This window comes from Actinophytocola sediminis, assembly GCF_054779715.1.
This window is the reverse complement of record NZ_BAAGXS010000079.1, coordinates 1-22,669: the sequence shown is the minus strand read 5'-3', so window position 1 is coordinate 22,669 and position 22,669 is coordinate 1. Positions and strand designations below refer to the sequence as shown.

21 protein-coding genes are annotated in these 22,669 nt (G+C 69.8%); 13 read left to right on the top strand and 8 right to left on the bottom strand.

What is annotated here, in order from left to right:
* Nucleotides 1-10: 10 nt before the first annotated feature.
* Together ACYVIP_RS36875 and ACYVIP_RS36870 are read right to left on the bottom strand one after the other, a co-directional pair.
* Nucleotides 11-913 (bottom strand): cupin domain-containing protein, encoded by a 903-nt coding sequence (locus ACYVIP_RS36875; RefSeq protein WP_460405026.1) that lies wholly within the window; start codon nt 911-913, stop codon nt 11-13.
* Between the two features lie 38 nt (nt 914-951).
* Nucleotides 952-1,842: a DUF6282 family protein gene (locus ACYVIP_RS36870; protein ID WP_460405024.1), complete on the bottom strand. Its 891-nt coding sequence runs from the start codon at nt 1,840-1,842 to the stop codon at nt 952-954.
* A gap of 166 nt (nt 1,843-2,008) precedes the next feature.
* Here ACYVIP_RS36870 and ACYVIP_RS36865 point away from each other — a divergent pair, with 166 nt between their 5' ends.
* The 4 genes from ACYVIP_RS36865 to ACYVIP_RS36850 are packed head-to-tail and all read left to right on the top strand — an operon-like array spanning nt 2,009 to nt 5,209.
* The gene (locus ACYVIP_RS36865) at nt 2,009-2,800 is read left to right on the top strand and encodes an IclR family transcriptional regulator (RefSeq protein ID WP_460405022.1); all 792 of its coding nucleotides are present in this window, start codon (nt 2,009-2,011) and stop codon (nt 2,798-2,800) included.
* The gene (locus tag ACYVIP_RS36860; RefSeq protein ID WP_460405020.1) at nt 2,793-3,596 is read left to right on the top strand and encodes an ABC transporter ATP-binding protein; all 804 of its coding nucleotides are present in this window, start codon (nt 2,793-2,795) and stop codon (nt 3,594-3,596) included. The genes ACYVIP_RS36865 and ACYVIP_RS36860 overlap by 8 nt, the downstream gene beginning before the upstream one ends.
* A 21-nt stretch (nt 3,597-3,617) precedes the next feature.
* Nucleotides 3,618-4,460 (top strand): ABC transporter permease, encoded by an 843-nt coding sequence (locus ACYVIP_RS36855; protein ID WP_460405018.1) that lies wholly within the window; start codon nt 3,618-3,620, stop codon nt 4,458-4,460.
* The gene (locus tag ACYVIP_RS36850) at nt 4,457-5,209 is read left to right on the top strand and encodes an HpcH/HpaI aldolase family protein (protein ID WP_460405016.1); all 753 of its coding nucleotides are present in this window, start codon (nt 4,457-4,459) and stop codon (nt 5,207-5,209) included. Before ACYVIP_RS36855 ends, ACYVIP_RS36850 begins: the two co-directional genes overlap by 4 nt.
* A gap of 296 nt (nt 5,210-5,505) precedes the next feature.
* Here ACYVIP_RS36850 and ACYVIP_RS36845 read toward each other — a convergent pair whose 3' ends face one another.
* Both ACYVIP_RS36845 and ACYVIP_RS36840 read right to left on the bottom strand, forming a co-directional pair.
* Nucleotides 5,506-5,985 (bottom strand): hypothetical protein, encoded by a 480-nt coding sequence (locus ACYVIP_RS36845; RefSeq protein ID WP_460405014.1) that lies wholly within the window; start codon nt 5,983-5,985, stop codon nt 5,506-5,508.
* A complete protein-coding gene (locus ACYVIP_RS36840; RefSeq protein ID WP_460405012.1) occupies nt 5,982-6,431 on the bottom strand; it encodes a hypothetical protein in 450 nt (149 codons plus the stop codon). The genes ACYVIP_RS36845 and ACYVIP_RS36840 overlap by 4 nt, the downstream gene beginning before the upstream one ends.
* 188 nt (nt 6,432-6,619) lie before the next feature.
* On the opposite strand from ACYVIP_RS36840, the gene ACYVIP_RS36835 reads away from it, so the two are divergent.
* The 8 genes from ACYVIP_RS36835 to ACYVIP_RS36800 all read left to right on the top strand — a co-directional run bounded on the left by ACYVIP_RS36835 (nt 6,620) and on the right by ACYVIP_RS36800 (nt 15,999).
* A complete protein-coding gene (locus tag ACYVIP_RS36835) occupies nt 6,620-7,960 on the top strand; it encodes a helix-turn-helix transcriptional regulator (RefSeq protein ID WP_460405010.1) in 1,341 nt (446 codons plus the stop codon).
* Nucleotides 7,957-8,829 carry a phosphotransferase gene (locus ACYVIP_RS36830; RefSeq protein WP_460405008.1) on the top strand — a complete coding sequence of 291 codons (873 nt, stop codon included), beginning with the start codon at nt 7,957-7,959 and terminating at the stop codon, nt 8,827-8,829. The genes ACYVIP_RS36835 and ACYVIP_RS36830 overlap by 4 nt, the downstream gene beginning before the upstream one ends.
* Nucleotides 8,830-8,952: 123 nt before the next feature.
* The gene (locus tag ACYVIP_RS36825) at nt 8,953-12,120 is read left to right on the top strand and encodes a S8 family serine peptidase (RefSeq protein ID WP_460405006.1); all 3,168 of its coding nucleotides are present in this window, start codon (nt 8,953-8,955) and stop codon (nt 12,118-12,120) included.
* A 79-nt stretch (nt 12,121-12,199) separates the two neighbouring features.
* Entirely contained in the window at nt 12,200-13,207 is a 1,008-nt protein-coding gene (locus tag ACYVIP_RS36820) for an LLM class F420-dependent oxidoreductase (RefSeq protein ID WP_460405207.1), read from the top strand.
* Between the two features lie 41 nt (nt 13,208-13,248).
* The gene (locus tag ACYVIP_RS36815) at nt 13,249-13,611 is read left to right on the top strand and encodes a metalloregulator ArsR/SmtB family transcription factor (RefSeq protein WP_460405004.1); all 363 of its coding nucleotides are present in this window, start codon (nt 13,249-13,251) and stop codon (nt 13,609-13,611) included.
* Nucleotides 13,608-14,108 carry an SRPBCC family protein gene (locus ACYVIP_RS36810; RefSeq protein ID WP_460405003.1) on the top strand — a complete coding sequence of 167 codons (501 nt, stop codon included), beginning with the start codon at nt 13,608-13,610 and terminating at the stop codon, nt 14,106-14,108. Before ACYVIP_RS36815 ends, ACYVIP_RS36810 begins: the two co-directional genes overlap by 4 nt.
* 64 nt (nt 14,109-14,172) lie before the next feature.
* On the top strand, nt 14,173-15,369 hold the full coding sequence (locus tag ACYVIP_RS36805) for a baeRF11 domain-containing protein (protein WP_460405001.1): 1,197 nt from the start codon (nt 14,173-14,175) through the stop codon (nt 15,367-15,369).
* A 33-nt stretch (nt 15,370-15,402) separates the two neighbouring features.
* Entirely contained in the window at nt 15,403-15,999 is a 597-nt protein-coding gene (locus tag ACYVIP_RS36800; protein ID WP_460404999.1) for a TetR/AcrR family transcriptional regulator, read from the top strand.
* On the opposite strand, the gene ACYVIP_RS36795 is transcribed toward ACYVIP_RS36800, so the two are convergent.
* Entirely contained in the window at nt 15,996-18,194 is a 2,199-nt protein-coding gene (locus ACYVIP_RS36795) for an alpha-L-rhamnosidase C-terminal domain-containing protein (protein ID WP_460404997.1), read from the bottom strand. The genes ACYVIP_RS36800 and ACYVIP_RS36795 overlap by 4 nt on opposite strands.
* A 478-nt stretch (nt 18,195-18,672) precedes the next feature.
* On the opposite strand from ACYVIP_RS36795, the gene ACYVIP_RS36790 reads away from it, so the two are divergent.
* Nucleotides 18,673-18,930 (top strand): helix-turn-helix domain-containing protein, encoded by a 258-nt coding sequence (locus ACYVIP_RS36790; RefSeq protein ID WP_460404995.1) that lies wholly within the window; start codon nt 18,673-18,675, stop codon nt 18,928-18,930.
* A gap of 6 nt (nt 18,931-18,936) precedes the next feature.
* On the opposite strand, the gene ACYVIP_RS36785 is transcribed toward ACYVIP_RS36790, so the two are convergent.
* From ACYVIP_RS36785 to ACYVIP_RS36775, 3 genes are all read right to left on the bottom strand, one after another.
* The gene (locus ACYVIP_RS36785) at nt 18,937-20,448 is read right to left on the bottom strand and encodes a PfaD family polyunsaturated fatty acid/polyketide biosynthesis protein (protein WP_460404992.1); all 1,512 of its coding nucleotides are present in this window, start codon (nt 20,446-20,448) and stop codon (nt 18,937-18,939) included.
* A complete protein-coding gene (locus tag ACYVIP_RS36780; protein WP_460404990.1) occupies nt 20,445-22,340 on the bottom strand; it encodes a hypothetical protein in 1,896 nt (631 codons plus the stop codon). The genes ACYVIP_RS36785 and ACYVIP_RS36780 overlap by 4 nt, the downstream gene beginning before the upstream one ends.
* Nucleotides 22,337-22,669, bottom strand: a 333-nt coding sequence (locus ACYVIP_RS36775) for a phosphopantetheine-binding protein (protein ID WP_460404988.1), incomplete at its 5' end; no start/stop codon positions are given. The genes ACYVIP_RS36780 and ACYVIP_RS36775, both read right to left, overlap by 4 nt.

The following is a 22,669-nucleotide window of genomic DNA, read 5'->3' as shown; positions in this document are numbered from 1 at the left end:
GCCCAGAAACTCAGGGTGCCGGATATTCCTCGGCGTTGAGCACCCAGCCTGGCTTGGCTGAGAAGTCCGCCCGTGGCGGACAGAAGATGTCGATGAGCTGGTTGGTTCCCCTGCCGGTCGCCTGTGTCGTGTGCACGGTCGGCGGCGGGATCACCGCGACCGACGGGCTCCCACACGCATGGTGCACGTCCTCGCGCCAGTCGTCGAGCCTGGTCGTCCACGGGGTACGGATGTGGTGGACGAACTCACCGCGCACCGCGAGCGAGCACTGCTCGAAGTCGTCGTGGTGGTGCGGGGAGAGCTTGGTGGTGTCCCGAGGGCCCTCGTGGGGGAACAGGAAGTTCACCATGAACGTGCTGCACCGGAAGATCCGGCCGAACCGGTCCGGCGACCGCTCGAGGTCCGCGACCGGGTAGGTCCGGATCCGGAAGCCGGCAGGCGGGTCCGGCCACGCGACGAACGGCGGCACGTGCGGGTGGTCCTCCACATAGGATTCCGCGTTGCCGCAACGTTGCGCGAGGTCGTCGGCACGGACGGTCAACAGCCGGACCAGGTCGCAGTCGACGGTCGCGGTGACCGTGCTGTCACCTGGTGGTACGACGACGATCGTGCGGCCGGTCGCCGTCACGGTCTCGCCACCCGCGGTGACCTCGACGCTGGACTCGTCGTGGGGCAGCACGACGACGTACTCGTCGGGCTGTCCACTGCGGACGAACGGGTCACCGGCACGGGCCGAGGTGTAGGCGAGCACGAAGTTCTGCCCGCGCCCCAGCCACGACCGGCTGCCGGCGGCCGTGGTCTCCTGCGGCTCCTGCCGGTCGAAGTCGAGCAACTCCGGGGCGGCGACCCTGCCCTGTGGCGTCGGGCCGGGTGCGGTGGCGAGGCTCGCGCGGGCGTCGCTCTTGTCGTACATGGATCCGCCTTTCGCTGGTCGTCTCGCTGGTCGTCTCGCTAGTCGTCGAGGCCGAGGAGGAACGCCGGGTTGTCGCGGGTCATCCGCTGCAGGTCCCGCTCTGGCAGGCCGAGGTCAAGCAGGGTCGCGGCGACCCGGAGCAGCGCGTCGACCGGACGCGGCCTGCCGGCCTGGCCGAGGTCGGAGGCCAGCACCGTGTGCTCCGGCCCGATCTGCTCGATCCAGTCCATGAGCTGTTTGGGGTCCCACTTGCGGTAGCCCTCCGGGTCGTACATGCCCCACTCGTGTTCGACGTAGGCGCCGAGGCCCACCAGCTCACGGCACTGTGCCGGGTCGGCGCCGATGACGAAGTTGGGGTGGTTGATCACCATCCGGCGCACGCCGCGCGCCTTGGCCGCGGTGAACAGCTGGGTGATCAGGTCCGGGTGGTTGTGTCCGCCCGACAGCAGCGCGCCGGCCTCGATGATGTAGTCGAGCACCTCGTAGACCTCGGGCAGCAACTCGCCCGCGGCGTCGACGAAGTCCACCTGCGTTGAGGGCACGGGCACCGCCGTGGTGGGGAAGCCGTCGCCTTCGGGATGGCACTCGATGTGCCGGCCGGAGGAGAAGGTCGGGAACCAGACCGCGCGCCCGCCCATCCGCAGCGCCATCGCCACCGCGTACGGGTTGATGCCGCCGACCTGGCTATTGAGCGCGATCCCGCCGTAGGCGGCGGTGGTGGTCTCGGCGAGCCGGTCGCGCATCGCGAGCAGGTCCATGACCGTGCTGTGGTGGTGGGACTTCACCAGGATCGCGCGTAACTGGATCCGGTCGCCGTCGGCGGCGGCCTCCGCGTGGTCGAGCTCGCGGGGAAACGGGCTTGGGCCGGAGTGGCAGTGCAGGTCGACGGAGCCACGGAGTACGCGGACCAGGGCGTCGGGTGGAGACATTGCGGGTGAACCCCCTTCGTAATGTTCACTATGCACACTTCATGTTCACCATGAGAGATGTCAACCCCCGAATTTGCCGCGATCCGTTGCCGACTCCGGGAAGATGCTCTATGTTTCCGCACATCATGTTCGGCTGATGGACATGACGGCGAAGGTGAGGACGACGATGACGTCAGGTGGACCCGAGACGGGTACCGCGTCGAACGGGGACATTCAGGCGGTGTCCCGCACGGCGCAGATCCTGACGTTGTTCGCGCCGGAGACCCCGGAGATCACCGTCGCCGAGGCGGCCGAGCGGCTCGGTCTCAACCGCACCACGCTGCACCGGTACTTCGCCTCGTTGGAGGCCGCCGGCCTGCTGGAGCGCACCGAGGAACGCAACTCGGTGTTCACCCCCGGGCGGCTGCTGCTGCAGCTCGGCGCGTTCGCCATCGGCCGTCGCAAGGTCATCCAGGTGGCCGCGACACACATGCGCGACCTCACCAGGGTCACCGGCCTCACCGTCGTGCTGAGCCTGTGGGGCCCGTCGGGTCCGGTAGTGTCCCATGTGGAGGATGACGACTCACATGGCACCATCGTCACGGTTCGGATGGGCTCCCAGCTGCCGCTGAACGCCGCGCAGGCGCTGGTCTTCCTGGCGTTCCTGCCCGACCAGCTCGCCGCCGACCGGCTACTCGGGACACTCCCGGCCGACCAGCGGATGCATGTTCGGGAGCAGATCGACGGGATCCGCGACCGAGGGCTGACCGAGCCCATCATCAACGCGCGGGGGATCAGCGTGATCGCCGCGCCGGTCTTCGACAAGTCGGCGATCTGCGCCACGCTCGCCTTCGTCGGCACCGCACATCTGCTGCCGCCGGACGGGAGCGTCAAGGAGACGGCGTTGCTCGCCGAGGCCGCCGCCAGGGTCACCGCCGAGATGGGTGGCGGCACCACCGAGGAGGGACACCATGGCTGACACCGTTGGCACCACCGTCGCGCAGATCGACTGTGCCGTCGAGTTGCGGCATGTCCACAAGCGATACACCACCCGGCGGACCAGGCGCGGTCCCGCGCGCGTGGTGAACGCCCTGCACGACGTGAGTCTTTCGGTGGCCCGAGGTGAGTTCGTCTCGATCGTCGGCCCGAGCGGGTGCGGCAAGAGCACGCTGCTGAAGGTCCTACTGGGACTCACGAAGCGCACCTCCGGCGAGGTCGACGACCACCAGCACCGGCTCGGCACGGTGTTCCAGCAGCCGTTGCTGCTGCCGTGGCGCACGGTGACCAAGAACCTGTTGATATCGCAGGACATCAACCGCCGGCTGACGCCGAGGGAGGCCCAGGACCGGGCCGCCGAGATGCTGACCATGTTGGGGTTGTCGGAGTTCGCCGACCGCTATCCCGGCGAGCTGTCCGGTGGGATGCAGCAGCGGGTCGGCATCGGGCGCGCGCTCATGCACGACCCGGAGATCCTGCTCATGGACGAGCCCTTCGGCGCGCTGGACGCGATGACCCGCGACCAGATGGGCATGGACCTGCTGAACATCTGGGAGCGGGACCGCAAGACCGTCCTGTTCGTCACCCACAGCATCCCCGAGTCCGTGCTGCTGTCCGACCGCGTCGTGGTGATGACGCCGCGGCCGGGACGGATCGCCGACATCATCGACGTCGACCTGCCGCGCCCGCGTGGGCTGGAGAACATCAACACACCCGAGTTCGGCGCGATCGTCCGTCGTATCCGGGTGCTACTCAATTCCGAGAACAGCGCCCACTAGGCCGCGCTCGTGGGAGGACCCATGACCAGATCAGCTGGCCCCGCCGACATCGAACAGGACCTGGAGCCACCGCCGGAGAAGACCCGAGGGCCGGTGCCCGGGGTGGTGCTCAGTACTTCGGTGCTGGCGTTCGTCCTGGTCGCCTGGCAGGTCGCCGTGCGGGTGTTCGACGTGCCCATCGTGCTCGTGCCCGCACCAACCGACGTCGTGGCGTCGCTTGTGGACGGTCTGGGCGATGGTTCGCTGATCGAGCACGCCTGGGTGACACTGCAGGAGATCCTGCTCGGCTTCGGTCTCGCGGTCGCCGCGGCGTTGCTGTGCGCGTTCCTGGTCACCCAGTCGCGGACGCTCGACAAGGCGTTGTTCCCGCTGATCGTGATGACCCAGACTATTCCGAAGGTGGCGATGGCGCCGCTGCTGGTCGTCTGGTTCGGCACCGAGATGACGTCGAAGGTGCTGACCACCGCCCTCATCGCGTTCTTCCCACTGCTGATCAACGCGATCCTCGGGCTGCGCTCGGCCGATCCCGACCAGATCGACATGCTCCGATCGTTCGGCGCGAGCCGGCTGGACGTGTTGCGGCGCCTGCAGATTCCCTCGGCACTGCCACACATCTTCGCCGGCCTGGACGTCGCGGTCGTACTGTCGGTCACCGGCGCCATCGTGGCCGAGTTCGTCGGCGCGAACGCCGGCCTCGGCTATGTCATCCAGGCGACGAACTTCACCCTGGACGTGTCACGCACGTTCGCCGTCCTGGTGATCCTGTCCGCGATCGGCCTGGCGTTGCACGCGATCGTCGTGGTGTGCAACCGAAAGATCGTTTTCTGGTCCGCAGAGCACCGAACCGTTACGGAGCAGGCATGATGTTCGACAGGACCGGCGACCTCCCGCCGATCGGGACGTGGCTGAAGATCCCCGCGCCCGACACCGCGGAGATCGCGGCCGCCGCGGGGTTCGACTTCGTGGTCATCGACCTGGAACACACCCTGCTGAGCCTGGAGACGGTGTACACGCTCATCGCGATCACGTCGGCGCATGGCGTGACGCCGCTGGTGCGGGTTCCCGACCATGGCGCGTCGATGATCCAGCGGGTGCTGGACGCGGGTGCCGGGGGAGTGCTCGTGCCCCATGTGGACACTCCGGAACAGGCGACCGCCGTCGCGCGCGCGACGAGGTTCCCCCCGGCGGGGACACGTGGTTCCGGTGGTACCAGCCGGGCGGGCCGCTGGGGCGGACTGCCGCGCGCGGAGTACCTGGAGTTCGGCAACAAACGCGCGCTGTGCCTGCCACAACTGGAAAGCGAGACGGCGATGCGCGCCGCGGACCAGATCCTCGCGCTGGACGGCGTGGACGGAGTCCTGATCGGCGCCGCCGACCTGTCCATGGAGATGGGTGTCGCCGCGACCGACCCGAAGGTGACCGAGTTGATCGACTCGGTGCTCGCGGTCGCCACCAGCAGGGGCAAGCCCTGCGGCTTCGCTCTCGGCGCGGACGCGGCGCGGGCCCGGGAACTGGCCGCTCGGGGCTTCGGTTTCCTGATCATGAGCAACGACTCCTCAATGCTGGCCACGGCCGCGACCACCCTGGTAGCCAACACCCGCCGAGGCGCGTAAGTAGCCACGGTGTCAGCTGATATGGCTTGCGCAGGCGCCGTCGAGATCGCAGTCCTCGTTTCCGGTGACACACAGGCAACAATGACAACCAGGTTCCCAGACGAGTTCCACAGGCGTGACGGTGCTGAATCGCTGTCGCGCCGCTTCCACGGTCCGATGGACGCCGAACAGGCACTGTCCAGTGGGGTCGCGACGAAACGTGATCACCTCGCGGCCGGACGGTAGGTCGATATCCAGCCCGTACGCGAATATCTTGTCCCGATCTTCCGCACTGACCAGGGCAAACGGTGTAGCTGTCACAATTTCGCTCCAGTATGTGTCGTGAGTTGGTTCCAGCCGGTGGGGAGCGGCTCGAAGGGCCAGTTGTTCGCGATCTCGTCACCGAGCCATCGGTACACCACGTTAGCGCTCAACTCTTCTGAGAAGTCCGGCTCGAGGTCGAAGTCGAGATAGCAGTCGTGTGGAACCGGTCCGGCCAGGACGGCGATCTGCATCTCGGCGCACTCGGGCGCGTAGCCGACGGTCGCAACGTAGAACTCATTACTGTTGGGTGTGCGCCACGCCCAGCTCTTACTCTTGGTAAGAGTGCGTGTCCATTCGACTGTTCCAGCGGCCGACACCACAGGATCAGTCTTGTCCAGGTAAGCCAAGATCGAGATCCGTCCCGTCGAGTCCGTTGCGATATGGATCGAGGACATCTTCGCGCGGACCGGATAGTTGACGAACAGTTCGTGTAGCGCTTTGAGCGCGGCCAGGTAGTGACGAGATCCACTCATGCGAACACTCCCAACCTGTCACGGCCAACCCGCCTTCGTATGCGAACAGGAACCCGTTCGCCGGGTACCCCCGTTCCCTTCGGGGCGGGGATGAGCGATGGCGAGCCACCGGGCTCGGCTGGCATGGGGAGGGTCAGCAACGCACGGAGGATCCAGACCATGCAGACCCCAGGCAAGATCGCGCCGACCGTGGGTAGTTTCACGGTGTCGTCGCTTCGGCCGTACCACCAGTGGACGTGCGCGGGCGCGAACACGTCGATGGCGGGATCGGTCGGCGTGCGGTATGCGTGCGTGCCCTTCTCATCGGTGAGCACCACCACGTCAGCACATCGGTCCCACTGGAAGACACCGGCCAGAACCTCCGGACCATGGTGGTCTGGTCGAAACTGGTGCCACAGGTAGCCGCGCCTGCCGGCTTCCTCGATGAGGATGTCCAGTTCGGTCACGCTCGCCACCGCATCCACTCCCCGCCTTCGGTCGCGCCATGGTCAGGCGCGTCTGACCTGACCGTCGCTGGTGGCCGTCGAGGTGGGGTAGCGAGTGGCCGGATCGGTCACACGGGCCGTCACAAGACGAGCACCCTCAGTTGAGGTAGTTTGTGGCGGTGGAGAGGCGTACGGGGCAGGACCCACGCGTGCTCACGGATCAGCGTCGCGTACTGGGCGAAAGGCTCGCGACCTTCCGTGCGGCCGCAAACCTCACGCAAGGTCAGCTGGCGACCAGGGTGTTTGTGGACCGCACCACCATCGCGCACCTGGAGCGAGGGCGCGGTCTGGGCAACATGGACATGTGGAAGGCACTCGACACCGCCCTCGACGCGTGTGGAGTGTTGCTTCAGACCTATCTCGAGCTGGTGAACGCTCGTGAACGGCATGAGCGCCACAGTCGCGATGCGGTCCTCACAGACGCGCAGGCACAGGCCGATCAGCTTCGCGACGGAGGGAGTCACCGCCAACTCAGGGGTCCGGTTCCCTGCGCGTTCGCGTCGGCGGGGCTCGGCAGCGAGCCGGGCGAGTTCTTGCGCCAGATTTCGGTTGACACACCGGTGCCTGATCGGATCAGTTGGAGCGACGTGGAACATGTCCGTTCCACGACTCGGGCCGTTGCGACAGCGGAGAATGTTTTCGGGGGTGGGCTGTCGTGCGAAGCCGCGGTGACACAGCTTCGGTGGGCCGGGAAGCTGTTGGACGCACGTGCTGATGACGATGTCCGACGTGCGATGGTTGAGGCTGTCGGGAACCTCGCCAGCGTGGTCGCGTACGCGGCGTTCGATATTTCCGCCAACACGGCGGCGGATCAGTGTTTCCGCTTCGCGTTGTGGTGTGCTGACCACAGTGGATCGTGGGGTCTGCGTGCGAATACTCTCGCAGAGATGTCCCGCAAGGCCGCATATCTTGGTGAGTTCGACGATGCACTCTCGATGATCGAGTTCGCCCAGGTGCGCGCCGACCGGTTGGTCAACACGGCACGAGCGATGCTCCATACTCTTCGCGCGCGCCTGCTCGCAGTGACCAGTCGGCACGGCGAAGCGCGGTCAGAAATCGCCAAGGCCGACGCCTATTTTCACGACAGCGCTGACGAGTCGACTCCGCCGTGGTTGACCTACTATGACCAGGCCGAACATCACGGCAGTATCGGAAAGGCGTTGATTCCGCTTGCACACGCGGAACATGATCCGGAGATCGCGGCCCCCAGGCTTCGTAATGCTGTCGCGTTGCATGGCAAGAACTATCCGCGATCGCGGGTATTTTCGCGCACTCGACTGGCTACTTTGGTCATGCGCATCGGTGGTCCGAACGACGCCGTCACGATAGGCCGTCAGGTGCTCGATGAAGCCGCGCTGCTGCGGTCTGATCGCATCACCCGCGAGCTTCACGGGCTCGCGCATGCCTCCACCAGATATGCCAGGATCGGTGATGTGAACGACTTGCGACATGACCTGTTGGAGCTGATACCAGCGAAAGCGCGGCAGTGAACCGCGCCATCGATCCGGTGCTCCTTGCTGCCACAAGTCAGGCGGGTATCGAAGCTGCGGGTGCCGCCCTTATTCGTGACGGGTCGAATCTCCTCTATCGGCTTCCTCATGGTGTGGTTGCCAGAATAGGGCAACCTGGCCTGATTGATCGCGCCGCACGGGAAGTTGCGTTATCCCGGTGGTTGTTCGCCGAAGGAATCCCTGTTGTCGAGACCGCTCCGGATGTTCCGCAGCACCTCGTCATCGGCAATCGACCGGTCACCTGGTGGGTCAACCTGCCGGACCATCGCGCGGCCACTCCTGCGGAACTCGCTCAGGTGCTGCGCAATTTTCATGCGCTTTCGCCGCCCGGTAATGTGATATTGCCGTCGCATGACCCGTTCGCCGGGTTCGACGACTGTGTTCAGGAAAAAGCAGGAATTCTTGACGAAGCCGAACGGTTATGGCTCGTGCGCCGCATCGATCAGCTTCGCGCCCGGTACCGGCCACCGGGCGAAGCAAAACTGCTTCATGGTGACGCCTGGCAAGGCAATATCGCGGTCACCGAAACCGGCCGGGCAATACTCCTGGACCTGGAGAACGTCTCTCTCGGGTGGCAGGTGTGGGATCTGGTGCTCATCGCCGCCGACTACACCGACTTCGCACGCATCTCGGACCACGAGTACCGGTCGTTCGTCGACGGGTACGGCGGGTTCGACATCACCCACCATCGTGACTACCGAACCCTGGCCGACATCGCCGAGTTGCGGTGGACCTGCTTCGCACTTCGGAAGGCCGCTACCAGCGCGACCGCCGCTCGCGAAGTCCATCACCGAATCGCCTGCCTCCGCGGCCGGCATCCCCGGCCATGGACCTGGAACGCACTCTGAGGCCGCGAATCCTTACCTGAAGCCAACGTCGCCGTGCGATCATGCTTCCGCGAAGCGGACAATGCGGAGGTTCAGGTGCGCATCGGCGGAAAGCTTGGGATCGGCGTCGCCATTGTCGGACTGGTGTTCAGCACTATGCAGGCGTCCGCCGCGCCGGGCGGGTCGGCCGAAGCCGCGAGATCCGGTGGCACCACGGTCACCCTGGTCACGGGCGACCAGGTCACCCTGATCGGCGAACGCGGCGTCTCGGTCAAGCCGGGCCATAACCGCGAGAACGTCACCTTCACGCGGTCCACCCTGGGCGGACACGTCCATGTCGTCCCGAACGATGCCAAGAAGCTGGTCGCTACGGGACAACTGGACCGGCGACTGTTCGACATCACCACGCTGATCGAGTTCGGTTACGACGACGCACGCCGTGACACCGTGCCGTTGATCGTCACGCATGCGGCGGGCGCGGCGGCCCCTCGGTTGGCGGGGACCGTCCGTGCGTTACCGAGTGTCGACGGGGTCGCGGTGGCCGCGGCCAAGGACACCACGACCTGGGAGGCGCTGACCGACGGCATCGGCGTGCGCACCGCCGCCAGCGGGGTGCGCCGGGTCTGGCTGAATGGCAAACGGCAGGCAGTCCTGGACCGCAGCGCGGCGCAGATCGGTGCCCCCGCCGCCTGGGAGTCCGGGTTGACCGGGGAGGGGGTGCGGGTCGCGGTGCTTGACACCGGTGTCGACCAGACCCACCCGGACCTCGCCGACCGGGAGATCGCCGAGCAGAACTTCAGCGCCTCGCCCGACAACGTCGACAATGCCGGGCACGGTACGCACGTCGCGTCGATCGTGGCCGGCACCGGTGCGAAGTACCGGGGGATCGCCAGTGGCGCCGAGATCCTGGACGGGAAGGTGCTCGACGACACGGGGTTCGGTCTCGACTCGGAGATCATCGCCGGGATGGAGTGGGCGGCCGAGCAGGACGCCGACATCATCAACATGAGCCTCGGCGGCCGGGACACCCCCGAGGTCGACCCGCTGGAGCAGGCGGTCGAGTCGCTGACCGCCGAACATGACGTGCTGTTCGTGATCGCGGCCGGTAACGGGCCCCGGAACAGCGATCCCGTGGCCTCCCCTGGCAGCGTTCCGGCGGCGCTGACCGTCGGCGCGGTCGATCGGGACGACTTGCTGGCCCCGTTCTCGCTGACTGGTCCGACGGTCGGGGATGCCGGCATCAAGCCGGACCTCACCGCGCCGGGCGTGGACATCGTGGCCGCGCTGCACGCCGCTGGCACGATCGGCCCACCCGTGGACGAGGGCTACACCGCGTTGTCCGGCACCTCGATGGCCGCCCCGCACGTGGCCGGCGCCGCGGCGCTTCTCGCGCAGCAACACCCCGACTGGCCGGGACAGCGGCTCAAGGCCGCACTGGCCGGCTCGGCCGTCCCCACACCGGAGCTCACGGTGTTCGAACAGGGCAGCGGCCGGGTCGACCTGGCGCGAGCCATCGACGCGACCGTGGTCGCCGAGCCGTCCAGCCTCAGCCTGGGCATCCAGCCGTGGCCGCGCGAGGACGACGAGCCGGTCACCAGGACCCTCACCTACCGCAACCTCGGCGACACCGACAGCACGCACACGCTCTCCCTGGCGGCGACGGATCCGAATGGCGACCCGACGGACGTGTTCTCGTTGAGCGCCAACGAGATCACCGTCCCCGCCGGCGGCACGGCCGAGGTGACGGTCACCGGTGATCCCCGCTCCGGCCCGGCCGACGGCGCGTACTCCGGCGTGGTCGTGGCGACCGCCGGCGACGCGGTCATCCGCACCCCGGTGGGGATCACGCGTGAGGAGGAGAGCTACGACCTCACCCTGAACTTCACCGAGGACCCGGCCAATCCGGCCGACCTGTATCTCGTCACCGCGGTCGGGTTGACCGAGTACACCTGGCACCAGGCCGTCGTCGTGGACGGCTCGGTCACTCTTCGCCTGCCCGCTGGCCCGTACCTGCTCGACTTCGAGGCGCTCACCGAGGACGGCACGAGTTACGCGAAGATCGTGCGACCAGGAGTCGTGCTGGATCGCGACCAGACGATCGAGGTCGACTTCGCCGACGCGAAGCCGATCAGCGTCACCCCGCCTCAGGGGGTCACCTTGGGCCTCGCCGAAATCATGTACCAGCACGGCAGTGGTGACACCGCGCTGGTCAGCGGACTCCTGTCCGGTGACCTGACTGGCATGCGGACCGCGCAGCTCGGGGATCCGTTGCCGGATCAGGAGTTCGCCGCATGGCTGAACGGCGACTGGTGGGGCGCCGGTGGCGAGTTGTACGCCCTGATCTGGTTCCTCGACCGGTACCCGGCGGGATTCACCAAGGTGGTGCGCCAGGAGGAGTTGGCGACGGTGCACGCGGACCTCGGTCCGAACGCGTTGAGCGACTTCGCCATCCACTACTGGCAACCCCAGCCGGCGTCCGGTTCGCTGTGGGCGGGGGTCAGCGGCAACCAGATCACACTTCCCGAGTCCACCACGACCTACGTCACCACCGAGGGTGTGCGCTGGGAGCCGAGCCTGTGGGTCTACCTCGACGGCTACTACCCCGTGGCCACTTTCACCGCGCCGCTGCGGGCTTTGCGGGCCGGCCGCACCTATCGCGACCGGTTCAACCACCCGGTGTTCGGGCCCGGTCTGCCAGCGGCGTCGACTCCGTGGGCCTACCGCTCGGCCGACGAGGTCGTGGCCGACATCCCGCTGTTCACCGACGGCGCGGGCAACGCCGGGTTCACCGACACCGAGTCCGGCTCGACGAAGCTGTACCGTGGCGAGGAGTTGCTCGGCGAGTCACCGCAGGCCGGTGGCGGGGTCTTCGCGGGCCTGCCGGCGGCCGATGGCGACTACCGGCTCACCACGGAGGCGACCAGGGCCGCGGCCTTCGACCTGACCACCTCGATCAGTGCCGAGTGGACGTTCCGATCCTCCCATGTGGACGGTGAGCGGGCGTTGCCGTTGAACACGGTGCGGTTCCTGCCTCGGCTCGACGCCGCCGGCGCGGCCCCGGCCGGGAGGCCGGCACTCGTCCCGGTGCAGGTACGGGATGAGCGGGGTGTCCTCGATCACCCGGTGCGGCTCACGGTCGAGGCCTCCTACGACGAGGGCACGTCGTGGCACCGGGTGCCGGTTTCGTCGCGCCAGGTAGCCGTACTCGAGCATCCGGCGGGCGCGACCTCGGTGTCCCTGCGTGCGTCGGCGGCCGACCGGGACGGCAACACGGTCGACCAGACCATGATCCGGGCCTACAAGTTGACGTGATGCCAGGTTTACGCACGCCCGTCGCTGGGTATCTAAACTATGTATGATAGATATGAAAGCAAGCGAACGGGTGAGGACATTGAAGCTCGGCCTGGCACATGGTTACTGGGGTCCCGGCCCGCCGCCGGACCTCGCCGCCCGGATCAGGGTCGCCGAGGTGCTCGGCTATGACTCGGTGTGGGCGGCCGAGGCGTTCGGCTCGGACGCGCTGACCCCGCTGGCCTGGCACGGCAGCCGCACGTCCCGGATCAAGCTCGGCACCTCGATCATGCAGCTGTCCGCACGCACGCCCGCGGCCACCGCGATGGCGGCGATGACCATGGACCACCTCACCGGCGGCCGATTCGTGCTCGGTCTCGGTGCCTCCGGCCCGCAGGTCGGCGAGGGCTGGTACGGCCAGTCGTATCCGCAGCCGCTCGCGCGCACCCGTGAGTACGTCGAGATCCTGCGGCGGATCATCCGGCGCGAGACCGCCGAGTTCGCCGGTGCGCACTACCAGCTGCCGGCCGCAGACGGGACCGGGCCGCTGCGCTCCACCCTGCGCCCGCTGCGCGCCGACCTGCCGATCTACCTGGCGGCCGAAGGACACGAGAACGTGGCCCTGGCCGCGGAGATCGCCGACGGCTGGCTGGCGATGATGTACTCGCCCTGGGTCGAGGAGCCCTACCGGGAGGCGCTCGCGGAGGGGTTCTCCCGCCGGGGTGCGCGACGCTCGGTCCTCGACTTCGAGGTCGCCTGCCGGGTCCACGTGGCGATCGACGACGATCCGGAGGTCGCCGCCGACCGCGTGCGACCGGCGCTGGCCCGCCACATCGGCGGGCTCGGCTCGACCACCCACCGTGACGTGTTCGCCAGGATGGGTTTCGCGGCCGAGTGCGCGCGCGTCCAGGACCACTACCTGGCCGGCCGCGAGGCCGACGCCGCCGCGGCGGTGACCCTGCCGATGGTCGAGCGGGTGGCGCTGGTCGGCCCGCCGTCCAAGATCGCCGACGAGTTGACCGTGTGGGAGGAGTCGCTGGTGACCACCATGCTGGTCTCCGGCGACCAGGCCACCCTGACCACCATCGCCCGCCTCGTCGGCGAGTAGCGCGCTTGCATTACGCGTAACCACATGGTTACCCTTCCCGGGTGGATCAGATCGCGGGCGCGATAGCCGACCCGGTGCGCCGGGAAATCCTCGTCAGGTTGCGCCAGCAGCGGCTCTCCGCCGGGCAGCTCGCCGACGGCTTCGCGATCAGCAGGCCGGCGGTCTCCCGACATCTGCGCGTACTGCGCGACAGCGGTCTGGTGCACGACGAACTCGTTGGCCGGCAACGGTTCTACGTACTCGACAGCCACCGGTTCGCCGAACTGGTCGACTGGCTGGCCCAGTTCGTCCGCCCCGCCGGCTGGCAACAACGCCTGGACGCCTTGGAGACCGAGGTGCAGCGCACGCGCCGCGACCGCCGCGCCCGTGAGTCCGCCGAACATCGAGAGGAACACACCGCATGACCCCCACCGCCAGGCTGTTGCGCACCGCCATCGGCGCCGACCTGGTGCTGCCCCGCACCTTCCGCGCACCGGCGACCGACGTGTGGGCCAGCATCACCGAACCCGAGCGCACCGCCCGCTGGTTCGGTCCGTGGAAGGGCGACGCGGCACCCGGCCGGACGATCCAGGTGCAGCTGGCGTTCGAGGACCAGACACCATGGTGTGACCTGCGGATCGACGCCTGCGAACCACCACACCGGCTGGCCGTCTCCATGGCCGACGAGTTCGGCACCTGGGGGCTGGAGCTGCTGCTGTCCGAACAGCGGGGCTCGACCGAACTGCGTCTCGTGCACCATCTGGACACAGTGGACACGATCGGCGAGGTCGGCCCCGGCTGGGAGTACTACCTGGACATGCTCACCGCCGCCCGCGATGGCGCACCGCGGCCGGACTTCGACGACTACTACCCGGCGATGAAGCCCTACTTCGACGAACTGGCCACGACCACCGATCGGTGACCGCTGCCGTGGCGGGACCAGCGCATCGGTTCTACATTGGACGGTGAGCGGGAGGAGCCGTTACGTGACCAGCCTGCACACCGACATCCCCAGCCGCGCACAGATCACCCGGCTGCTGACGACCAGATCACCGGTCGCGATCTCGCTCTACCTGCCGACCCGGTCGGTGAGTGCCGGTGACGCGGAACGGATCGCGCTGACCGACCTCACCGTGACGGCGGTCGGCCAACTCCGCGACGCCGGCACCGACCCCGAGATGGTGGCCTCGGTCGCGGAACAACTGGCCGACCTGACCGAGGACGACGAGTTCTGGCGCTACCTTGCCGGCACGCTGGCGGTGTTCGTCACGCCGGCCGCGCTGATGACCTTCCGGCTGCCCAACCAGCTCAGCGGCATGGTCGAGGTCTCCGACCGGTTCCACGTCACGCCGCTGCTGCGCTCGCTGACCTTCACCAAGACGGCGTTCGTGCTGGAGCTCGCGCAGGGTTCGGTGCGGTTGCTGGAGGTCGTGCCGGAACTGCGCCCGATGGAGGTGACCGTGCCCGCCATGCCGACCGACCTGGCCAGCGCGGTTGGCGCGCCGCGCAGGTCACCGGGCAGCGAGGCCCAGAAGCTCCGGCAGCGCCAGTACGCCCGCCAGGTCGACCGGGCGATGCGGCCGATCCTCGCCGGCCAGGACCTGCCGCTCATCCTCGCCGCCGTCGAGCCGCTGGCCGGCATCTTCCGGTCGGTGTGCAGCTATCCGCACCTCGCGGCCACCACGATCGCCCCCGACCCGGACGACATCGCGCTGGTCACCAGCGCCCGGCAGGTCCTCGACGACCTGCACGTCGAACAACTCCGCGACGCCTGGGGGCTGTTCGAGCAGCGCACCGCGCAGGCGCGCACGGCCACCGACCTCGCCGACATCGCGCGGTTGGCCACCGCGGGCGCGATCGACACGTTGTTCGTCGACATCGACGCGAGGATCTCCGGCCTGATCGACGAGCGGACCGGCGCGATCGAGTTCCGGGAGACCGGCGACGCGACCGACTACGGCGTGGTCGACGAGATCAGCCGCCGGGTCTGGCTCACCGACGGGCGGATCTTCGCGGTCCGCCGCGAGGAGATCCCCGGCGGCGGCGAGACCGCCGCGATCCTGCGCGCCACACCCGCCGCGTTGCGGGGCACCAACTGGCTCCATCGGCTGGTCCGGGAGCACGAGTCGGGACGCGTTGACCGCCGCCGCGCGACGCTCGCGACCACCGGACACTCCGACTGACCAGCCGGCCCGCCACCATGGCATTCTCCAGACGTGGTGTACCTGTCCGCCGATGAACGCCGCCGCACGATCATCGACGCGGCGGTGGAGGTGATCGCCGCCGAGGGACTGGCGGGCGCGACCACCCGCCGGATCGCCGAGCACGCGAACGCGCCACTCGGTGCGTTGCACTACTGCTTCCGCGACAAGGACGAGCTGATCGAGCTGGTCGCCGAACGGGGCGCGAACACCTTCCTCGCCGCGTTCGACGACATCGACCCTGGCCGTGGCCTGGAAGCCACGATCCGGGACAGCGTCGCGGCGTACTGGCGATGGGTCCGCCAGCACATCGGCCTGCAGCTGGCACTGCTCGAACTCGGCATGCGCAGGATCCGTCGCGACGGCGTCACCGGCGGCGCGTACGCCATGTACGACCGGTTCGGCATCGAGCTGCTCAACCGGAACCTGACCATGGCCGCCGAGGCCGAGCCGGTGGTCCCGGCGATCCCGGTCGCCGAGATCTCCCGGTTCATCACCCACCGCTTCGACGGCATGATCGTCGAGTACGCCGCCAGCCTGGACGAGCGCGCCTGCCAGCGGCAGGCCGACCTGCTGGCCGACGCGCTCGTCCTGCTGTGCCTACCGCGCTAGCGCGCCCAGGCGAAGGTGTGCTCGCCGCGCACGCCGTCGAACACGACCCGGTCACCGTCGCGGTGCGCGTCGGCCCCGCCGGCCGGGCGGCCGTCCCGCCACACGATCCGGCCGTCCATGGCGATGGTCCGCTCCGCGCCGAGCAACGGAACCGCGACGCTGCCGGTGGTGTGCCTCGGCGCACCCACGGTGAGCACGAAGGAACCGGCGGGCCGGTGCCACCGCACGGAGATCGTGCCACCGGGCACCGGCACGTCCCCCTGTGCCCAGGTCAGGTCGACCGGGTCGGGCGCCACCGTCCACCGCTGGTACCCGTCGGCGGTCGGGGAGACGCCGAGCACCCCGGTCGACAGCGCGGGCACCGCGGTGCTCCACGCGTGCACCAGGTCGACGAACGAGCCGTCGTCGAGCGGGGTGCCGGGGCGGGGGTTGGCCGGCGTGCCGTCCACGCCGATCTCCTCCCACGGCGCGCCCGAACCGGTGTCCAGCATGTATGTCCAGGCGGTCCGGATCAGCCGCAGTGCCCCGGCGCCGTCGCCGTACCGGAAGCGGCCGAGCGACTCCTGGGCCAGCAGGTACGGCGAGACGTACCGGCTCATGTACGGGTTGTCGGGGAACTCGCTGGTCGCCGTGCCCCACGGGGTGGCGAGCCGGTCGTCGAGGAACGCCCGCGCGCGCCGTGCCTGGTCCTCGTCGAGCAGGCCGAACACCAGCGCGCCCGCGTTGGCGTCGGCCGAGTGGTCTCGCCTGGGGTCGTCGCGGTTGAGCAGCATCGCGCCCGCGTCCTGGTCCCACAGCGTGTCCAGCAGTGCGGTGCGCACCCGCTCGGCCCGGTCGTCGAGCGCCGGGGCGTGTTGCGCGACGCCGACCGACCGTTCCAGCTGGGCAAGTGACCGCAGGGCGCCGTAGTACGCCTCGTTGGTGTACGCGTCGACGCCGACGGCCCGGTCCGGCGGGTGCCAGTTGTAGGCGGGTTTGCCGTGGTAGTCGTCGGTCCGGAACAGCACGCCGTCCGGGGTGCGCTCGGTGAAGAACGCCACGGCCCGACGCGCGACCGGCAGCATCGCCTCGGCGAACTCGCGGTCACCCGAGTGGCGCAGGTAGTCGGCGACGTCGATCACCCACCACGCGGTGAAGCTGTCGATCCGCGCGAGCCCGGCCTCCTCCGGTGGCTCGTAGCCGGCGGGGGAGCCGTCCGGCGGTCCCGGGTCGTCCGGCGCGCACGGCACGTCGACCAGGCTGGCCGCCGGGAACGAGCCGTCCGGCGCCTGCTGGCAGGCGAACAGGTTGATCGTGTCCCGCACGACGTCGCGGTAGCCGGACCCCTGGTGGTAGGCCGACAACGCGGCGATCCGCAGGTCGCCCGCGTAGGCGACCCGGTCACGCTTGGGGCCGTCGACGATGACCCACCGCCCGTCCGGGTTACGCCGGGTGTCCCGGACCGTGGACAGGTCCACCCCGTAGGCGCTGGCGAACCAGGCGCGGTTGAGCGCCTCGTCGTTGGACAGGAAGTACCCGTCCGCGGTGCCCGGGAAGTTGGTCTGCCGCACCCGCACGAAGTCGATCCGCGCGGTGCCCGGCCCGTCGAGGGTCACCGCGACGTACCGCTGCGAACCCCGCAGCCCGGGGCTGCGCAGCACGGTCCTGTTCGCGGTCGCGGCGAACACGTCGGCCCGGCTGTCGGGATCGTCGTCGGTACCGAGTGTGCGACCGAGGTAGAAGAAGTCGTCCGGCTGGGTGGACGCGTCGCCTTCGCGGCCGAGGTAGTCCGCGTACTCGGCGTAGGAGGCGCGCAGCGGCGCCCCGGCCACCTGGTCCACGCCGATCTCGACGTAGCCGCTCACCGGCACGCCGAAGTCGATCACCAGGCGGGTGTCGTCGTCCTCGGTCGTGGTGAGCGTCGCGGCGCCCTGGCCCTCGGTGAGCAGTCCGCGCGGATTGCTGACCTGGGCGTGGGCGCCGTCGACGCGCACCGACGCCGGGCGCGCGAACTCGCCCGGCTGGTTGAGCAGCCGAGCACGCCACCCGCGGTCGGCCGCGACCGGCTCGCAGGACAGGGCAGGCGCCCCCGCCCCGGGGTGCCGGCAGTCGGCGGCCTCCTCGGCGCCCGCGGGTAGCCCGACCGCGAGGCCGACCGCGCAGGCGACGCAGGCCGCGGCCAGCCACCGCGTTCGGTTGGATTTTCGCACTGTCATTCCGTGTTCCTCCAGCACATCGACCAAGTTGGTCACGTGACCTGTTTGGGTGACCAATAGTCGTGCCGCGGGCACCGCGCGCAGAACGGGGCTAGCCCCCCTGCTGTCGGTGGGGCCAGCCCTACCCTCGGGTGTCGCGGATTGTCTGGGGATTCGCCGGAATAGCGTTTCTGTTGTTCGGCGCGATGCGCCAATTAACCACTTCGGGCTGCTGGTGAACACTGGGTAGTTGGCAATTGTGGGGAGTGTTGATCGCCCACGCGCGCGATTACGTGACCGATAGTCGTGCCGTTTTCCCGTGACCGGGTGACTGGTCGGTGTTTTCCGCGTGAATCGACCCCCGGTCGCCCCGTGATTTCGGTGTCCGGCCTATACCGTGGTCAGGTCGGTACCATGGCGCGGGGAACGGAAGGGTGGACCTGTGATCAACGGGGCCTCGATGTACTGTTCGCAATGTGGTAATTCAGGTTGTCGCACGTTGTCCCACCGGCTGGCGCTGCCGTCGGACCAGGACGACGACGACGTCCTGCCGGGCTCTGTCGAATTCGGCCGCCGGTTGCGGGCCAGTCGCCGCCGCCGGGGGTTGAGCCAGCGGACCGCCGCCGAACTGGTCGGCCTGTCCCAGGGCTTTCTCTCGATGGTGGAAAACGGAAAGCGCAGGCTGAACCGGCATCGCGACATCATCGCGCTGGCCGAACTCCTCGAGGTGGACCCCCGGTCGTTCTCCGAGGAGTGACCCCGCTCAGGCCGCCGCGCGCGGCCGGTACTCACGGCATTCCGCCGGCAACGCCACGCCGGCCAACTGAAACTGCCACACCCTGGTCGCGAACGCCGCCCCCGCCATGAGGTGGTTGGCCACGTCGACCACGCCGCGCCGGTCGGGATCGGCCAGGTACGTCCCGTGCGCCCAGTCGTTGAAGCCGCCGACCGCCGGACCGCACCACACCTGGTAGTCATCGGCCCGGTCGCGGTCGCCGGTGGTCGCCCAGCGGGTCGCCATGCCGAGATACCACCGGAACACCAGGGCCATCCGCAACTTCGGGTCCCGCGCCGCCTGGTCGAGCACCCGCTGGTCGCGGCGGGCGAAGAACGCGACCACGTCCCGCCACACGTGCTCGACCGGCCGGCGAAGCACCTCCCGCTCCAGCTCCGCCCGTTCGTCGGCGGGGATGGCCTCCACGCCGGGATGGGTCCGGTACAGCTCGTAGAGCCGGCGCGCGCGGGCCGGGAAACCCGTGCGCAGCACCTGGATCTCCGCGCCGTGCTCGAACCGGTCGGCCGCGGGCGCGGTGACGAAGTCGGTGATCCCGGCCAGCGCGAGCAGCCGGCGCACGGCCGGGGAGGTGCCGGCCTCGTGGCAGGACTGGTTCACCGAGCCGGTCACCACGTAGTCCGCCCCGGTGGCGAACGCGCCGGCCACCGCGTCCGGCGTGCCGATGCCTCCCGCCGCGCCGACCCCCACCGCCGACCCGAGCGCGTTGCGCAGCCGGAGCACGGCCGGCAACAGCGCCGACAGCGGCCTGCGGTCGGTGTACCCGCCGGAGTCGGCCTCCACGGTCACGTCGTCGGCCAGCGGCGCGTGCCGCGCCAGCCGGGCCTGGGCCACGGTCACCTGGCCGGTGTCCACCAGCGCGGCCACCAGCTCGGCCGGCGGCGGCGCGAAGAACCGCGCGGCCACCTCCGGCCGGGACACCTTGGCGATCACCCGGTTGTCGGCCGCCACCCGGCCGTCGTGGTCGGTGTACAGCCCGGTGAGCCGGTAGCGGACCAGATCCGGGGTCACCTCCAGGAAGCCCGACGCCTCCACGCAGCGCACCCCGGCCCGCAGGTACAGGTCCACCGTCCGCGCCTCCGCCGGACCACGCACCAGGTTGCCGGCGAACGGCAGCCCGGGGATCTCCGCGCCCAGCCGGCCCAGCGCGGCCTCGACGGCCTCCGGCGGCAGCCCGGCCGCGCCGAACGAGGCCAGACAGCCGACCCGAGCCAGCGCGCCGACCAAGTCGGTGGACGCGATGCCGGCGGCCATCGCGCCCGCGTGGTAGGCCAGCCGGACCCGGTGGCGGCGACGGAACCGCGCCGAGCCGAGCCGTTCCGGCGGCAACGGCGCCACCTCGGCCACCACCCGGCCGGCCGGCCTGCGGTTGGTCAGCCGGATCACGCCGTTGTGCCGGACCGCGTAGCAGGGCAGCTCCAGGGCGGCCAACGCGGTGTGGTCGGCGCGTGCCGGCACCAGCACGGTGGGCTGCTCGGTCATGGTGTTCCGTTCCGGTCGTGGTTGGCCGCGGCCAGCCGGGTGAGCGCCGCGCGCTGGGCGGCGGTGGCGGCGCGCACCACCTCCCGGTTGGCCAGCACGAGCTCCTGGGCGACCAGCAGCGGCGCGGGCGGGAACAGCCGGTCGAGGTCGACCGGCACGCCGTGACTGACCAGTCCGGCGAGCAGCCGGACCAGCGTCCGGTCGGTCGACGCCCCGCGCTGGTCCAGCGAGTGGGCAAGGTGGTCGCGGGTGCCGAGGATCTCCCGGATCCACCGGGTGCAGCCGGCCGCCGGCCCGACCTCCACGAAGTACCGGAACCCGCGCCGGTAGGCGGCCTCCACCATGCGGGGGAAGTCCAGCGGCGCGGACAGCGCGGTGGCGACCGTGTGGCCGACCCGCTCGCCTGCCGGTGCCGAGGAGAACAGCTCGACGGGCGAGGGCCGCCGTCGTGGGTGGTCGTGCAGCGCGGCCAAGTCGGCGACCGTGTCGGCCAGCAGCGGGCAGTGCACGATGTGGTTGGCCGGCGACGGCGCCGCCGGGCGGCCGATCCGCGCGAGCACCTCGGCGCACTGCGCGGGATCGCCAGCCAGCACCGTCTCGGTCGGCGTGTTGACGTGGGTGAGGAAGACCTTGTCCAGACCGCGCGACGCCGCCCGCACCTCGTGCTCGCCGGCGAGCACGACGTGGGTCGCCCACACCGGACCGGCTGGCCTGCGCCAGGCGTCGCGGGCAGCGGACCGGCGGCCGCTGAGCCTGTCTGTCCACACCGGACTGTCGCGCAGCGCGCGGTCGGACCAGTCGGCGAGGTCGAGCACGTCGAGCGCGAACAGCGAGGTGAGCTCGCCGAAGCTGTAGGCGATGGCGCCGTCCGGCCGGATGCCGAGCAGGTCACGCAGCAGCCGGGTGCCGAGCACGGCGGAGTTCAGGCCGGCGGTCAGCAACGTGACCGCGTCCTCGCGCAGCGTGCGACCCCGGTCGGGGGTGATCGGATACAGCTGCGCGAGCCGGAACCGGTCGGCGGGCGCGGCCGTCTCGGCCTCGAAACCCGCCTGCAGGAACGGGAACAGCCGGAACAGGTCGCCGCAGGCGCCCGGGTAGGCGGAGAAGCCGCCCGGATAGACGAACGCGACCCGCCCGGTGCGGCCGAGTGGTCGCGCGGTGCAGTAGCTGCCGGCCGGAGTGGACCAGGTGGACGCCAGCGCGGGCAGGTCACGGGCCGCGGTGTCCAGCTCGGCGCGCAATTGCCGCAGGTGGCGGCCGACCACCACGGCGGTCAGCCGGCCCGCGCCGGGGGAGCGGGGCAGCTCCCGAGGATGACCGCCGGCGTCGATCAGCTCGGCGACCTCGCGGGCGCGCGCCGCCAGGCCGGCGGGGTCGTCGGCGGACAACGGGACCAGCAGCGCGTCCCGGTCGGGATGCCAGGCCACCGCGCCGCCCGCGTCCGCGGCGGAGTCGGCGACCAGCGTCAACGGACCGACCGCGGCGACCCGGCGGCGGTCAGCCGTTCGGGTCACCCACGGCCGGGGGCCTGGCAGGATCCGGTGGCGCAACCGGATCACGGCGGTGACCAGGTCGGTCAGCGAGTCGCCCTGTTCGGTGTGCTCGACCTCGTCGGCCTCGGCGTCGCCGAGTGCCGCGTGCCCGTCCGGCGCGTCCGCGCTGAACACCACCGCGGACTCGTCGTCGTGCAGCACCAGGGTGCCGCCGGTGGCCACCATGGCGGGCACCTCGTCCAGGCAGTCGACCGGCAGCATCTTGTCCACGGTGGACACGCCGGCGTCGGTCATGGCCGCCAGCACCGGGTCGAACAGGGGGTTCCTGGTCGGCGGCGAGTCGGTCCACAGCGCGTGCCGCAGGTCGGTCAGCCGGGTGCCGACCCCGATGATCCTCATCTGGTGCCCAGCAGGGTGGTGAGCTGGCCGATCGTGCGGAGCTCCGCGGCCGACCCGAGGTCCGGCGCGGCCGGGAACCGTTCCCGCAACGCGGCCACGATCTCCACCCGCTTGACCGAGTCGATGCCGAGATCGGTCTCCAGGTCCATGGCCGGGTCGAGTGCATGGGGCGAGTACCCGGTCTTCTCGGCCACGATCTCCAACAGCGCGCTCGCGACGGCGACCTCGCCCGCGGTCCTCGGCCGTGGCACCGGGCGCGGCACCGGGCGTGGCACCGGGCGCGGCGCGGCGTCGGGCACCGGGGCGGCCGGCCGGTCCCGACCGGCCAG

Excerpts from the sequence above, each read along its gene's own strand:
- ACYVIP_RS36780 (WP_460404990.1), bottom strand. The coding sequence starts at position 22,340 with ATGAGGATCATCGGGGTCGGCACCCGGCTGACCGACCTGCGGCACGCG.
- ACYVIP_RS36810 (WP_460405003.1), top strand. The coding sequence starts at position 13,608 with ATGACCCCCACCGCCAGGCTGTTGCGCACCGCCATCGGCGCCGACCTG.
- ACYVIP_RS36860 (WP_460405020.1), top strand. The coding sequence starts at position 2,793 with ATGGCTGACACCGTTGGCACCACCGTCGCGCAGATCGACTGTGCCGTC.
- ACYVIP_RS36795 (WP_460404997.1), bottom strand. The coding sequence starts at position 18,194 with ATGACAGTGCGAAAATCCAACCGAACGCGGTGGCTGGCCGCGGCCTGC.
- ACYVIP_RS36845 (WP_460405014.1), bottom strand. The coding sequence starts at position 5,985 with ATGAGTGGATCTCGTCACTACCTGGCCGCGCTCAAAGCGCTACACGAA.
- ACYVIP_RS36875 (WP_460405026.1), bottom strand. The coding sequence starts at position 913 with ATGTACGACAAGAGCGACGCCCGCGCGAGCCTCGCCACCGCACCCGGC.
- ACYVIP_RS36850 (WP_460405016.1), top strand. The coding sequence starts at position 4,457 with ATGATGTTCGACAGGACCGGCGACCTCCCGCCGATCGGGACGTGGCTG.
- ACYVIP_RS36785 (WP_460404992.1), bottom strand. The coding sequence starts at position 20,448 with ATGACCGAGCAGCCCACCGTGCTGGTGCCGGCACGCGCCGACCACACC.
- ACYVIP_RS36865 (WP_460405022.1), top strand. The coding sequence starts at position 2,009 with ATGACGTCAGGTGGACCCGAGACGGGTACCGCGTCGAACGGGGACATT.
- ACYVIP_RS36855 (WP_460405018.1), top strand. The coding sequence starts at position 3,618 with ATGACCAGATCAGCTGGCCCCGCCGACATCGAACAGGACCTGGAGCCA.
- ACYVIP_RS36870 (WP_460405024.1), bottom strand. The coding sequence starts at position 1,842 with ATGTCTCCACCCGACGCCCTGGTCCGCGTACTCCGTGGCTCCGTCGAC.